We start from the raw sequence: 13195 nt of genomic DNA, 5'->3' as shown, positions 1-13195 counted from the left end.
GGGACTGAATAGCCTGCCAGCGGTCACCGGCGACGCCTGCCGAGCAGCAAATCACGTGCCACGCCGCACCGCGGCCTGCTTCACATCATAGGCCTGAAAGCTGGCCCAATGCTTGTCGATATCCGCTCTGAACAGCCCGCGCGTCAGACCATGCACGAGCTTCGGCACCGCCGTCGTCATCGCGTTGATCGACGAGCCCGAGGCGCCGAAGCTCATCGTCGAGGCAATGGCGAAGACGTGAATGTTGCTGATCCACGGCGTTTCGCCTGCGTTGCGCTCGCACAGTGCATAGTCGTCAGCGAGATAGGGGAAAGCGCCGAGCCGGTCATTGCGCTCGCTTGCTTCCGGCGTGTAACGGTCCGTCCAACGCGCGATGTTGGCGGCGAAGCGCTTCAATTCAGGCCGCTGAGCGAAATCCATCGTGATGCCGGTCGCGCTGATCACGAAGTCGACGATGACTTCGCCGTTCGCCGTCTGTAGCACGACGCCCTCACTGGTCTCGCGCGCAGCCACCACCGGCGCCCCCTCATGCAGGTGGAACGCGGCATGGTGGGCGCAGCGATCATAAGTGTGCTGCGGAAAGCCTTCGCGCAGCTCCAGCACCGCGCGCATGAAGCGCCAGCGCCAGGCATCGTCGAGCTCGGAGAAATGCCGGAGGAAGCCCCGGAAGGTCAGCCAACGATACGGCTGGATCAGCTGAATTTCCGCGCGGCGGCACAACAGATCCACGCGCGCCGCGCCGGTCTCGAGCGCCACCGCCGCATTGTCGAAGGCCGACGCGCCGGCGCCGATCACGGCGACGCGGCGGCCACGCAGAGCCTCGAAGTCGATCTGAGCGCCTGAGTGGACGCAGCGCGTTGCAGGCAGATGCCGCAGCGGCTCCGGGATGCTCCAGTCGCCCATGCCCTCCTGTCCGGTCGCCAGCACGATCTTGCGCGCATGGATCGTCGTCTCACCGTCCTTGCCGCGCACGGTCGCCTGCAGCAGGCCGTCAGCAGCGGCTGCGATGTCGACGACCTCGCAGCCATTGCGCACCGGAAGATCGAGCACCTCGCGATACCAGGCAAGATAATCTGCCCAATATTCGCGCGGGATCAGGTCAAGTTCGCGCCAGCTGTCAGTGCCGAATGTCGCTTCGTGCCAGGACTGATAGGTCAGGCTCGGAATGTCGAGATCGGGCCCGGTGAAGTCCTTCGGGCTGCGCAGGGTCGGCATGCGCGCATAAGTGAGCCACGGCCCTTCTCGGCCGGCTTCGGCCTTGTCGAGCACGAGAATGTTGCTGACTCGCGAGCGCAGCAGCGCAAAGGCAGTCGCAAGGCCCGACTGGCCGCCGCCGACGATCAGAACGTCGAGCGCAGGGCGACCATCGGGAGCGATCACGGGCGTCAGCCATGGCATGCTGGGATGGGCGATCCTGGCGAGGTCGCTACGAACCTGGGCCGTCAGCGCGGCGAGACCGTCGCTCATGCCAGCCACCGGATGAAACACGCGCAATCGCGATCGACACGCTCGCTGTCGCTCACGCTCTCTCCATCAGTCATGTCACCCGGCGCACGAAGCTTAGCAAAGCGGGCCCAGGGCCGACCATACCGATTTGTCCGCGGCCCATAACAGCTTGTTATGGGATACCGGCTGCAGCTAAAGTCGGGCGCTCAGCTGCGAGACAAGAGGTCGCATGCCGCTCAATCTGCGCCAGATCGAAGTGTTCCGCGCCATCATGATATCAGGCTCGATCAGCGGCGCCGCGCGGCTGTTGTCGGTGTCGCAACCGGCGATCAGCCGGCTGCTGGCCTATACCGAGGATGGCCTCAAGCTGAAGCTGTTCGAGCGCATCAGCGGCCGGGTGCAGCCGACGCCGGAGGCCAAACGGCTGTTCGCCGAGGTCGAGCACATCCATCGCGGCGTCGCGCGCATCAACGATCTCGCCGATGAGCTGCGCGCCGGCGGCACCGGCACGATCCGCGTCGTGGCGAGCCCGAGCGCGGGCCACAGCATGGTGCCGGAGGCGCTGGCGCGGCTGCGCAGCCGCTTTCCTGACCTGCGTGTCGAGTTCGAGTCGTTGACGCTTCTGGAGATTGTCAACCGCGTCGGAACAGCACGCGCCGATCTCGGCATCACCGTGCTGCCGGTCGACGAGCCGACGGTCGCGGTGGAAACGATCGCCGAGGGCGCGCTGCATGTGATCATGCCGGTCGATCACGCGCTGACAAGGCTGCGCAGCATCCGGCCGAAAGACATCGCGCCCTATCCGCTGGTCGGCTTCGGCCCGCAGACGCCCTACGGCCATATCGTCGCGCAGGCCCTGGCCGGCGGCAGCCCTGAGCCGACGACCATCGTGCGCTACACGCCCGACGCCTGCGCGATGGTCCGCGCCGGCGCGGGCCTTGCGGTGGTCGACGAATTCGTGCTGCGCGGCCGGGCCTGGCCCGACCTCGCCGCCCGTCCCCTGGCGCCGAAGATCCCGATGCGCGCCTATCTGCTGACGCCGCGCTTCGAGCCGCTGTCGCGCAACGCTACGGCGCTCGCGGATATCCTGCGCGGACGTGACCGGAAGGCGCCAGTAAAGCGATGAGTGCTGAGCCGAACTGAGTTCTCCCACGCCTTGCTCCATCAGCAAGATTGCCTCTCCGTTGTCCGGAAGTTCGAGCCGGACCATCGCCGCAACAGCGGTGCGCTCCCTCTCCCCGTCCTTACGGGGAGAGGGTTGGGGTGAGGGACAGCCACTCGCACCGGCCGTGCGGAGAGTCCCCCTCACCCGGATTGCGTCTGGCGATGCAATCCGGCCTCTCCCCGCACGCGGGACGAGGCGGGGCACCGTCCGCATTCTGATATCTGTATCGAAAACTAGCGAGTGTGAGACAGACCCGTGTCCAGCTCGGATGGATCCGGACTCATAACCACGACTACGCCGCCAGCCAGCCGCCATCCACCGGCAGCACGATGCCCGTGGTGAACGACGCCTCGTCGCTGGCCAGAAACAGCGCAGCGGCGGCGACCTCGTCCGCCTCGCCGAAGCGCTTCATCGCATGCCGCAGGCGCGAGGCCTCGCGCACCGGCTCGGGATCGGCGTGACGGGCGAAGCTCCGGCGCAGCAGCGGCGTGTCGATCGCGCCCGGCGCCAGCGCGTTGACGCGGATGCCGTCGGTCGCGAAGTCAACCGCCATCGTGCGAGTGAGACTGATGATCGCGCCCTTGGCGGCGATATAGGCGCTGTTGCCTTTGCCGCCGGCGACCGCGAGCTGCGACGCCACAGTGATGATCGATCCAGACTTCTGGACTTGCATGATCGGCACCGCGACCTTCGCCCACAGCCAGGTGCCGCCGACATTGGCGCGGAACACCGCGTCCCAATCGGCGGGATCGGTGGTGACGACGGTCCCGCCGCAGGAGAAGCCGGCCGCGGTCATCAGCACATCGACCCGGCCGCGCGCCGCGGCGACGTTTTCGATCGTGGTCTTGGCAAAATCGGCGTCGCCGACATCTCCGATATGGACGCTGCCGTCACCGCCTGCATCGCGCATCAGCGCGCGTGTTTCCTCGGCGCCCGCGGCGTCGCGATCGACCAGCGCAAGGAACGCACCTTCGCGCGCAAACATCACGGCGCTGGCGCGGCCGATGCCCGAGCCGCCACCGGTGATGACCGCGACCTTGCCTGCGAGCCTCATCTCAGCCTCTCCCATATTGATCGAACCAGCGGCCGAAATGCTCGGCGGAGCCTACACAGTCGAAGCGCGCGCGCCAGCCAAACTCATCCGCGAGCCGCGTCGTCGACAGCCGCCCGCGGCTCGGCGCAAACACCGGCACGCTCGGTGTCTCCCCCTGCGTGGCGAGGCGGCAGACAAAGCCGGGGCGGCCTTGGGCAAAGCTGCGTCCCCACGCTTCGGCCGTGAACGTCGCTTCGTTGGAGATGTTGTACAGCCTATGCTGCGGCTTGTCGGCTTCGAGCAGCAGACAGACCGCGTCGGCGACGTCCACGGCGTAAACCCAATCCTTTTCGCCCGGCTCGTCCAGCAGTGCCGCTTCGTTACGCGCGCAGCAGGCCGCGATCAAAGCCTGCGGCGACGGCGTGTCGCGCACGCCGCCGCCACGCTCGAACGGGCCGAACACCGCCGACAGCCGCACGCTGATCACGTCGGTCTGCCACAGATCGGAGAGCCGCGACGCGACGCGCTCGGAGGCGAACTTGGTGATCGCATAAAGCGATACCGGCTCGCACGGCATCGTCTCCTCCAGCACGGCGAAGCGCTGGCCGCTCGCGCCGTAGGACGCCGCCGAGGACAGGTTGATCACGCGGCGCACGCCGCTGCTCCGTGCCGTCTGCAGGATCGGCACCTGCGCCAGCAGGTTGACCGCGAGGATGCGCTCGGGGTCCGCCGCATCGCGCTCGGGCCCGGCGGTGATCGCCGCGCCCATCACGACGGCATCGCAGCCGCCGGCAATGGCAGAAGCAACGGCGCGCTCGTCAGTGACATCGCCCGTGATCACGTGCAGCCGATCACCGTGATCAGCAAAGGCGCGCTGCGCAGCATTCGGCAGAGGCGCCGCATCGAACATGGTGACGGCGTGGCCACGCTCCAGCAGGCCTTGCGCCACGTTGAGCCCGACGAAGCCGGCGCCGCCGAAGATCAGAACATGCATGGAAAACGCCTCTCCGTCAGGGCCTCATGGTTCGAGACAGCTGCTGGCGCAGCCTCCTCACCATGAGGATTTAGCGCCGGGTGCGGCGCTGCACGTTGACCATGAGCAGCGTGCTCATGGAGAGGAGAACCAGCTTGCGCGCCGCAAGGCTCGCTCTTCCTCCTCATGCTGAGGAGGGCGCGAAGCGCCCGTCTCGAAGCACGAGGCCACGGACCGTGGTCGGCCCGGCTGCTCACAGCAGCGTCGCGCCAAAATTCTGCTCGGGATCCATGTCCGGCACCAGCCGCCCGGTGGGCTTCGCCGCCTCGCCGCCGCTGCGGGCGAGGAACTGGCCGGAGCCGGGCTGCACCAACAGCTTGCCGCCATCGACGATGACGCGGCCGCGCGACAGCACGGTCACCGGCCAGCCCTGCACGCTGCGCCCGGCAAACGGCGTGTAGCCGGCGAGGTCGTGCATGTCAGCGTCGCTGATCGTCACGCGCTTGTCCGGATCCCACAGCGCGATGTCGGCGTCGGCGCCGATCGCGATCGCGCCCTTCTTCGGATGAAGATTGTAGATCTTGGCGGGCGACGTTGCGGTCAGCTCGACGAACTTGTTGAGCCCGAGCCGTCCCTTCGACACCATCGCGTCGAACAGCAGCGGCAGCCGCAGCTCCAGGCCGGGCAGGCCGTTGGCGATCTGCTTGAAGTTGGGATTGGGACCAGCGCGCAGCTTGCCGGTCTCGTCGAAGCGATAGGGCGCGTGGTCGGAGGAGATCGTCTGCAGATCGCCGAGCGACAGCGCCTGCCACAGCGCCTCCTGGTCCGGCGCGCGGCGCGGCGGCGGGCTGCACATCCATTTCGCGCCCTCGATGCCCGGCTTGTCGAGATCGTCAGCAGTCATGAACAGATATTGCGGGCAGGTCTCGGCAAACACTTTCAGCCCCAGCCCGCGCGCATCGCGGATCACCTTGGCGCCTTCGGCGGTCGAGACGTGGAAGATCATGATCGGCTGGTCGACCAGCGCCGCCATGCCGATCAGGCGATTGAACGCTTCCGCTTCGGAGAAGCGGGCATGGCTGATGGCGTGATATTTTGGTGCGGTGTAGCCGCGCGCGAGCAGCCGCTTCACCATCCACGAGATGATGCCGTGGTTCTCGGCATGCGCGCACAACATCGCGCCGCCCTCGCGCGCGGCGACGAGAATGTCGAGCAACGGCTCGTCGTCGATCTTGAGCCGGTCATAGGTCATGAAGATCTTGATCGAGCCGTGGCCCTGGCGGATCAGCGCCGGCAGGTCGCGCTCCAAAGTCTCCTTGGTCGGATCGGCGACGATCATGTGGAACGCGTAGTCGATGACGGCCCCCTTGCGCGCCAGCGCGTGATAGTCCTCAACCACCTGCGGCAACAGCATACCGACATGCTGCGCGGCGAAGGAAATCACGCTCGTGGTGCCGCCGAACGCCGCCGAGGTGGTCGCGCTCTCGAACGTGTCGGCGTTGACGATGCCGGCGGCAGAGAGCTGCTCGATATGGCAATGGCTGTCGACGCCGCCGGGCAGCACATATTTGCCGCGCGCGTCGATCTCGCGCTTCGCAGGCCCCAGCCCGTGGCCGATCGCCGCGATGGTCTCGCCTGATATGGCGACGTCGGCCTCGAACGTGTCGGTGGTGGTGGCGACGCGCCCTCCCCGGATGATCAGGTCATAGGCCGGCTCGGTCATCGCGATCTCCTCAGTTCTGCCAGATGGAACGCCGTGGACGCGGGGGAGCCGCATCGGCCCCATTGCGTCAGCCGTGGCATAGTGGTTGCCTGTCACGCGCCGTCAACACTGAAGAAGCAGGTAGCTCCCATGTCCCGCCCGCGCATCACCGTGATCAACCCGAACTCCAACCAGGTGGTCACCGACGGTCTCGCTGCTGCGCTGCGGCCGCTGATGTTCGCGGATGGGCCGGAGATCGTCTGCGAGACGTTGAAGGACGGACCTTACGGCATCGAGAGCCAGAAGGATGCCGACAGCGTCACCCTGCCGCTGCGACGCTTCGTCGAGGGCGATAATGCGTCCAGCGCGTTTGTCATCGCCTGCTACAGCGATCCCGGCCTGCATGTCTGCCGCGAGGCGACGACGCGGCCGGTGCTCGGCATCGCCGAATGCGGCGTGCTCACCGCGCTGACCCGCGCCGACACCTTCGGCGTGCTCGCCATCGCGCAACGTTCGATCCGCCGTCACATCCGCTATCTCCGCCAGATGGGGCTGATGGACCGGCTCGCGGCCGAGCGGCCGCTTGACATGACGGTGGCGGAGACGGCGTCGGGCGAAGGCACCTTGGCGAAGATGATCGCGGTCGGCCGCGCGCTGAAGGACGAGGACGGCGCCGGCGCGATCGTCATGGGTTGCGCCGGCATGGCGCGGCATCGCAAGAATCTGGAGGGTGCGCTGGGCATTCCGGTGATCGATCCGACCCAGGCGGCGGTGACGATGGCGCTGGGCGCGGTGGCGTTTGCGGGGTGAGTGGATGTCTCGCTGAGCCTCGCGCTCTGCAACTTTCGGATCTGACCGACCGGCCGCCTCATACTCGCTGTCGTCCCGGCGAACGCCGGGATCCATAACCATCGGCTGCGGTGAGGCAGGCAACTCGCAGCTGCGTTCCTCGATAGCTTCCGCGGTATGGGTCCCGGCGTTCGCCGGGACGACACCGTCGTTGTAGCAACACTGGTGTCCAACAACTGCTCTTTGCTGAGTTCTATCAGCGAAGACTCGCTGTTCAATCCGGCGGCACCGCACCCGTGCGGCTCGTGATCAGCCCGTAATGCTCGACCCGGCGATGCCGGGCGAAGTCGAAGATCGTCTGCTTGCCGAACCGGGTGGCATCAAGATCGCACGGCACGACCAGCACCTCGTCGCCCTCGGTCGCCGCCTCCGCGACGATCTCGCCATCGGGATTGACGATCAGGGTGCCGCCGATCAAATGATGACCGTCCTCGACACCGGCCTTGGCCACAGCGACCACCCAGCATGAATTTTGGTATGCGCCGGCCTGCGCGGAGAGCCGATTGTGGAACAGCCGCTGCTGCAGGCCCTCCGCTGATTTCAATGAGTTCACCGACGGCGTGTTGTAGCCGATCAGCACCAGCTCGACGTCCTGCAGGCCCATGACCCGATAGGTCTCCGGCCAGCGGCGGTCGTTGCAGATCGCCATGCCGATGATGCCGCCAAGATTGCGCCACACTGGAAAGCCGAGATCACCGGGCTCGAAATAGCGCTTCTCGAGATGCTGGTGGCTGCGCGCGGGCTCGAACTCGTCGTGGCCGGGCAGATGCACCTTGCGATACTTGCCGATGATGGTGCTGTTGCGATCGGTCAGGACGGCGGTGTTGTAGTGGTGCCCGTCCGGCGTCAGCTCGGCATAGCCGAGATACATCGCGATGCCGTGCTGCGCAGCGCGATCGAACAGCGGCTGAACCGCTTCGTTCGGCATCGTCTTTTCGAACCACGTATCGACCTCCGCCTGATCCTCCATGTACCAGCGTGGAAAGAACGTCGTCAGCGCCAGCTCGGGATAGATGATGAGATCGGCGCCCTTGCGCTTGGCCTCATCCAGCAGCGCGATCATGCGCATCACGACCGCCGCGCGGCTGTCGGCGCGCTGGATCGGCCCCATCTGGGCGGCAGCGATATTTATCACGCGCATGGTAAGTCTCCGGCGTTAGACCCGCCGTCATTGCGAGCGAAGCGACGCAATCAAGAGTCCTTGCGCGGGCCCTGGATTGCGTCGCTTCGCTCGCAATGACGCGTTGAAAGAGCTTCATCTGAGAACGGTCCGCCTCAGCCCGGCCGATGCAGCACGGGCCGCGTGCGCGAGAACGACGGCCGACCGCGCTTGAGGCCCCACAGCGGCTGCGCCAGGGTCGCCACCGCCTCGGTTGGATCAGCAGCATCGATGCAGACGAGGTCGGCCGGCGCGCCGACAGCGATGCCGTAGTCGCCGAGCCGCATCAATTTCGCCGCATCATGAGTCACCATATCGAGGCAGCCGGCGAGATGATCGGGCCGCGAGACATGGCAGACATTGGCGTAGAGATTGGCCATGCGGATCAGCGAGCCGTCGCCATAGGGCGTGAACGGGTTGAGCACGTTGTTAGTCGAGAGCGAGCACGTCACGCCCTTGTCGCGGAGCGGCTGCAGCGGCACCACGCCGCGCGGGATGGCGTGATCCTGGCGGCGGCCCATCAGATGCAGGTCGGTTGACGGCAGCACGGTGACCGCGACGCCGGCATTGGCAAGCTGCGTTGCGATCGTTTGGAAACGCTCGGGCGGCAGCAGTGACAGCTGCGTGACATGGCCAACCGCGACGCGGCCACCCCAGCCATAGTCCTCGGTCTTGCGGCAGACATATTCGATCTGCATGTGGTCGAGCGTCTCGGCGAGATCGAGATGCATGTCGATGTCGACATCGAAGTCACGCGCGATGGCGAAGATGCGGTCGATCTGCGCCGGCGGATCGCTGTCGAAATAGGGCGCGGCGCCGATGGTGCGCGCACCGCGGCGCAGGCCTTCGATGAGCAGTTCCTCGGTGCCTGGATAGTTCGTCAGGCCTTCCTGCGGGAAGACGCAGATCTCCAGATCGAGCGCCCAGGCATAGTCGCGCGCCAGTTGCTGGATCGCCTCGAACGCAACGAAGCCGATGCCGGGATCGAGCTCGACATGGGTGCGCATGCGCATCGTGCCGTGGCTGACGCAGCGCTCCACGGTCTGCTTCGCACGGGCATAGACATCCTCGGCGGTGAAATTGCGCTTGGCGGCCGCGGTCTCGCGCACGGCCTCGGCGACCGTACCTTCCCGGATCGTGCAGCGATCAAGGATGCAGGTCTTGTCGAGATGGATGTGCGTCTCGATCAAGCCTGGCACGACGAGGCAATTCTCGGCGTCGCGCGCCTCACCGTCGGCCTGCAGCGACGGCGCGATTGCCGCGATGCGGCCTTTGGAAATTCCGATATCGGCGCAGCGCAGCTCGCCTTGCTGCGCCAGCACCGCGTTGCGAATGATCAGGTCCATGCCGCCTTGCCGTCGAAGACTCCGTGCGCGCCAAGCTGGCGGCCTCGCACCTAAAAGGCAAGCGCCATGCCAGGGCGGCCATCCGCGCTGCAACGCCACCCTGCTTCGTCACCATTCGTTTACAAATAGGCGGCGGCCTTCGACCACTTGTTTGCTGTGGAAAAACTGCTATATTGGTGCATGGAAAACGTGAACTCGTTGTGCTCAGGCCCGTCGTCAAGGCGGGCCGTTGCCGTTTTGGGGGTGGCCGTCCGATGACTCGCTCCAACCGCACGGATCACATTCGCCTGACCTCGCACCCGGTGCCAGGCGCCAAGCATCATTTCCCGCTGCAATGGGGCGCTGCTAGCGCGCGCGAGCGCGGGCCGATCATCGGCACGGTGTCGCGGCCGCAGGACCGCAACGTGATCGGCAGCCATGGCGGCTCCTACACGGTCTACCGCGCGCTCGCGGTATCATCCGGCGCGCTGGATCCGATCCGCCGTCCCGATCTCACCAACACCCATCCCGCCGCCACGATCGGCCCGTTCGGGCAGTGGCGCGATCCGGCCAAGATCGTCGCCCTCGACCCCTGGGGCCATCTGGTCGCGGAGAGTTTCGGCAGCGAGATCGCCGAAGGCATCGATATCCGGCCGACCATCGCGGTGACCAAGGCGCGGATCGAGCTGCCGGAGCTGCATGCCGCGCTCGCGGCCAAGCGGCTCGTCCATGATGGCCATGTCGTGCATGCCAATGGCAGCGTGTCGGTGGTCAAGATCGCGATCGACCCGGTGTGGTATCTGCCCGGCGTCGCCGCGCGCTTCGGCACCAGCGAGACCAATCTGCGCCGCGGCCTGTTCGAGCAGACCGGCGGCATGTATCCGGAGTTGGTGACGCGTCCCGATCTGCAGGTGTTCCTGCCGCCGATCGGCGGCACCACGGTCTATCTGTTTGGCGACGTCACCAAGCTGAATGATGCGAGAACGAAGATCACATGTCGGGTGCATGACGAATGCAACGGCTCGGACGTGTTCGGTTCCGACATCTGCACCTGCCGCCCCTATCTGATCCACGGCATCGAGGAGTGCGTCGCGGCGGGACAGAACGGCGGCCTCGGCATCATCGTCTACAATCGCAAGGAAGGCCGCGCGCTCGGCGAGGTCACGAAGTTCCTGGTCTACAATGCGCGCAAGCGCCAGGAGGACGGCGACGCCGCGGCGGCCTATTTCGAGCGCACCGAATGCGTCGCCGGCGTGCAGGACGCGCGCTTCCAGCAGCTGATGCCCGACGTGATCCACTGGCTCGGCATCACGCGCATCGACCGCTTCATCTCGATGAGCGACATGAAGCATGATGCGCTGACGGGCCAGGGCGTCGACATCGTCGAGCGTGTGCCGATCCCGGACGAGCTGATCCCGGCGGATGCCCATGTCGAGATCGCCGCCAAGAAGGCTGCCGGCTATTTCTCGCTGGAGCCGCAGAAACCGCAAGAGCTCGGCGACACGGTCGGCCGTCCGCTCGAGAAGTACTGAGCGTCACGGCAGATCATGACTGACATGTCTGACCTCCTGTCCGCCCGTGCCGTGCGCGAGCGGGCACATCAGCTGCTTGCACTCGGCCTTGCGGACAAGCTGCCGCACTTCCGGATCGATCTCGGCCAGCTCGATGCGATTGCCGATCTCGTCCTTGACGTGACCAGCAAGGCCTATCCCGGCGGCACGGTGCCGTTTCATTCGCGCTGGCGGCACTTCGTGGTCGGCGGCGTCGATCGCTGGACCGAGATTGCCGGCAGAGTGAGCTGGCCGGATGCCGCCGCACGCGCGCGCGCCGAGTTCGATCTCGCCATCACCAGCGTCCTGCTGGACGCCGGCGCCGGCGCGGCCTGGCGCTATCAGGATGCCGTGACCGGCACTCAGATCGGTCGCTCCGAGGGGCTGGCGCTGGCGAGCCTCGACATGTTCGCGAGCGGCGCTTTCTCCGCCGACGCGGGCAATCCCTTGCGCGCCGACGCGACCAAGCTCAAGCAGCTCACGGTCGCTGATCTCGAGCGCGGCTTTCAGGTCGGGCCTGACAATCCGCTGGTCGGACTCGAGGGCCGCGTCGCGCTGCTGCGCCGGCTGGGCGAGGTCGTTGCGGCGAAGCCGGAGATTTTCGGTGCGAAGGACAGCCCGCGTCCCGGCTGCCTGTTCGATCAGTTCGCCGCTGGCGCTGCGAACGCCCGCATCCAGGCCGCCGATATCCTGCAGCAGGTCCTGCTACAGCTCGGCCCGATCTGGCCATCACGCCTCACGCTGCAGGGCATTGCGCTCGGCGATTGCTGGCGGCATGACTCTGTTGTGACCGACGATGCCACCACCGGTCTCGTCCCGCTGCACAAACTGTCGCAATGGCTGAGCTATTCGCTGATCGAACCGCTGCAGCGCGCCGGCTTAGAGGTGGCTGATATCGACGGCCTCACCGGCCTCGCCGAATACCGCAATGGCGGCCTGTTCGTCGATGGCGGCGTGCTGCTGCTACGCGACCCGGCTGATGCCGGGCGAGCCCATGCCGTGGATTCGCCGCTGGTCGTGGAATGGCGAGCCCTGACCGTCGCCCTGCTCGACCGGCTGGCCGAGCTGATCCGCCAGCGCACCGGGCAGACGCCTGAGCAGCTGCCGCTGGCGCGCATCCTCGAAGGCGGCAGCTGGGCCGCGGGCCGCAAGCTCGCCTTCGCCCGCCGCCCCGACGGCTCGCCGCCCCTGACCATCATCAGCGACGGCACGGTGTTTTAAGGGGTTTTGGGGAACACTCGCCGACTCGCGGGCACGTCATTGCGAGCGAGGCGAAGCAATCCGAGGCCGAAAAGAAAGTCTGGATTGCCTGGTCGCTTCGCTCCTCGCAATGACGATGCTGGAGCATAGGAGAAAAGCCATGGAAGGCGTCACGGTCGTCGATCATCCGCTGGTGCAGCACAAGCTGACCCTGATCCGCGACAAGTCGATCTCGACCAAGTCGTTCCGCGAGCTCCTCAAGGAGATCGGCATGCTGCTCTGCTACGAGGTCACGCGCGATCTGCCGCTGACCGAGGTCGAGGTCGAGACGCCGCTGGCGCGGATGCAGTCGGCCAAGATTGCCGGCAAGAAGCTGGTGTTTGTGCCGGTGTTGCGCGCCGGCGTCACCTTCGTCGACGGCATGCTCGACCTGGTGCCGACCGCGCGCGTCGCCCATATCGGCCTGTATCGCGAGCCGCAGACCTTCACCGCCGTCGAATATTTCTTCAAGGCGCCGTCCGACCTCCAGGAACGCCTCGCCGTCGTGGTGACGCCGGTGCTGGCGACCGGCAACACCGCGGTCGCCGCGGTCGACCGGCTCAAGGAGCGCGGCGCCAAGGATATCCGCATGGTCTGCATGATCGCCGCGCCTGAAGGCGTCGAGCGCGTCCGCGGGCTGCATCCCGACGTCGCGCTGTGGACGGCGGCGATCGACGACGGCCTCGACGACGACGCCTTCATCGTCCCCGGCCTCGGCGACGCCGGCGATCGCGCCTACGGCACGCGGTAGCCG

Annotated in this window: 11 protein-coding genes; 5 read left to right on the top strand and 6 right to left on the bottom strand. The window is 66.5% G+C overall.

What is annotated here, in order from left to right; all coding sequences use genetic code 11:
• Positions 1-51 precede the first annotated feature (51 nt).
• On the bottom strand, positions 52-1467 hold the full coding sequence (locus BBTA_RS09835) for an NAD(P)-binding domain-containing protein (RefSeq protein WP_041751349.1): 1416 nt from the start codon (positions 1465-1467) through the stop codon (positions 52-54).
• Positions 1468-1675: 208 nt separating this feature from the next.
• On the opposite strand from BBTA_RS09835, the gene BBTA_RS09830 reads away from it, so the two are divergent.
• Positions 1676-2572, top strand: a complete 897-nt coding sequence (locus tag BBTA_RS09830; RefSeq protein ID WP_012042328.1) for a LysR substrate-binding domain-containing protein — start codon at positions 1676-1678, stop codon at positions 2570-2572.
• 331 nt (positions 2573-2903) lie between these two features.
• On the opposite strand, the gene BBTA_RS09825 is transcribed toward BBTA_RS09830, so the two are convergent.
• The 3 genes from BBTA_RS09825 to hydA all read right to left on the bottom strand — a co-directional run bounded on the left by BBTA_RS09825 (position 2904) and on the right by hydA (position 6340).
• Complete coding sequence (locus tag BBTA_RS09825; protein WP_012042327.1) at positions 2904-3665, bottom strand: SDR family oxidoreductase; 762 nt, start codon at positions 3663-3665, stop codon at positions 2904-2906.
• Position 3666: 1 nt separating this feature from the next.
• Positions 3667-4638, bottom strand: coding sequence for an NAD(P)-dependent oxidoreductase (locus BBTA_RS09820; protein ID WP_012042326.1), 972 nt, complete (start codon positions 4636-4638; stop codon positions 3667-3669).
• Between the two features lie 232 nt (positions 4639-4870).
• Positions 4871-6340: a dihydropyrimidinase gene (gene hydA / locus BBTA_RS09815; RefSeq protein ID WP_012042325.1), complete on the bottom strand. Its 1470-nt coding sequence runs from the start codon at positions 6338-6340 to the stop codon at positions 4871-4873.
• 129 nt (positions 6341-6469) lie between these two features.
• Here hydA and BBTA_RS09810 point away from each other — a divergent pair, with 129 nt between their 5' ends.
• The gene (locus BBTA_RS09810) at positions 6470-7129 is read left to right on the top strand and encodes an aspartate/glutamate racemase family protein (RefSeq protein ID WP_172235547.1); all 660 of its coding nucleotides are present in this window, start codon (positions 6470-6472) and stop codon (positions 7127-7129) included.
• A gap of 253 nt (positions 7130-7382) precedes the next feature.
• Here BBTA_RS09810 and BBTA_RS09805 read toward each other — a convergent pair whose 3' ends face one another.
• Positions 7383-8309 (bottom strand): N-carbamoyl-D-amino-acid hydrolase, encoded by a 927-nt coding sequence (locus BBTA_RS09805; protein WP_012042323.1) that lies wholly within the window; start codon positions 8307-8309, stop codon positions 7383-7385.
• 134 nt (positions 8310-8443) lie between these two features.
• Positions 8444-9673 carry an amidohydrolase family protein gene (locus BBTA_RS09800; RefSeq protein WP_012042322.1) on the bottom strand — a complete coding sequence of 410 codons (1230 nt, stop codon included), beginning with the start codon at positions 9671-9673 and terminating at the stop codon, positions 8444-8446.
• Between the two features lie 254 nt (positions 9674-9927).
• Between BBTA_RS09800 and BBTA_RS09795 the strand changes: the two genes are divergently transcribed.
• The 3 genes from BBTA_RS09795 (at position 9928) to upp (ending at position 13192) form a co-directional block, all read left to right on the top strand.
• Positions 9928-11184, top strand: coding sequence for a GTP cyclohydrolase II (locus BBTA_RS09795; protein ID WP_012042321.1), 1257 nt, complete (start codon positions 9928-9930; stop codon positions 11182-11184).
• Positions 11185-11199: 15 nt separating this feature from the next.
• Positions 11200-12423 carry a URC4/urg3 family protein gene (locus BBTA_RS09790; RefSeq protein WP_041750518.1) on the top strand — a complete coding sequence of 408 codons (1224 nt, stop codon included), beginning with the start codon at positions 11200-11202 and terminating at the stop codon, positions 12421-12423.
• A 139-nt stretch (positions 12424-12562) separates the two neighbouring features.
• Positions 12563-13192, top strand: a complete 630-nt coding sequence (upp, locus tag BBTA_RS09785; RefSeq protein ID WP_012042319.1) for a uracil phosphoribosyltransferase — start codon at positions 12563-12565, stop codon at positions 13190-13192.
• The last annotated feature ends 3 nt before the right edge of the window (positions 13193-13195 follow it).

Source organism: Bradyrhizobium sp. BTAi1, from assembly GCF_000015165.1.
GTDB lineage: Bacteria > Pseudomonadota > Alphaproteobacteria > Rhizobiales > Xanthobacteraceae > Bradyrhizobium > Bradyrhizobium denitrificans.
This window is presented reverse-complemented; position numbering and strand designations above follow the sequence as displayed.

Bases quoted from the DNA above. Each gene is read 5' to 3' on its own strand.
- hydA (WP_012042325.1), bottom strand. From the start codon at position 6,340: ATGACCGAGCCGGCCTATGACCTGATCATCCGGGGAGGGCGCGTCGCC.
- BBTA_RS09830 (WP_012042328.1), top strand. From the start codon at position 1,676: ATGCCGCTCAATCTGCGCCAGATCGAAGTGTTCCGCGCCATCATGATA.
- BBTA_RS09800 (WP_012042322.1), bottom strand. From the start codon at position 9,673: ATGGACCTGATCATTCGCAACGCGGTGCTGGCGCAGCAAGGCGAGCTG.
- BBTA_RS09835 (WP_041751349.1), bottom strand. From the start codon at position 1,467: ATGAGCGACGGTCTCGCCGCGCTGACGGCCCAGGTTCGTAGCGACCTC.
- BBTA_RS09810 (WP_172235547.1), top strand. From the start codon at position 6,470: ATGTCCCGCCCGCGCATCACCGTGATCAACCCGAACTCCAACCAGGTG.
- BBTA_RS09790 (WP_041750518.1), top strand. From the start codon at position 11,200: ATGACTGACATGTCTGACCTCCTGTCCGCCCGTGCCGTGCGCGAGCGG.
- upp (WP_012042319.1), top strand. From the start codon at position 12,563: ATGGAAGGCGTCACGGTCGTCGATCATCCGCTGGTGCAGCACAAGCTG.
- BBTA_RS09805 (WP_012042323.1), bottom strand. From the start codon at position 8,309: ATGCGCGTGATAAATATCGCTGCCGCCCAGATGGGGCCGATCCAGCGC.
- BBTA_RS09795 (WP_012042321.1), top strand. From the start codon at position 9,928: ATGACTCGCTCCAACCGCACGGATCACATTCGCCTGACCTCGCACCCG.
- BBTA_RS09825 (WP_012042327.1), bottom strand. From the start codon at position 3,665: ATGAGGCTCGCAGGCAAGGTCGCGGTCATCACCGGTGGCGGCTCGGGC.
- BBTA_RS09820 (WP_012042326.1), bottom strand. From the start codon at position 4,638: ATGCATGTTCTGATCTTCGGCGGCGCCGGCTTCGTCGGGCTCAACGTG.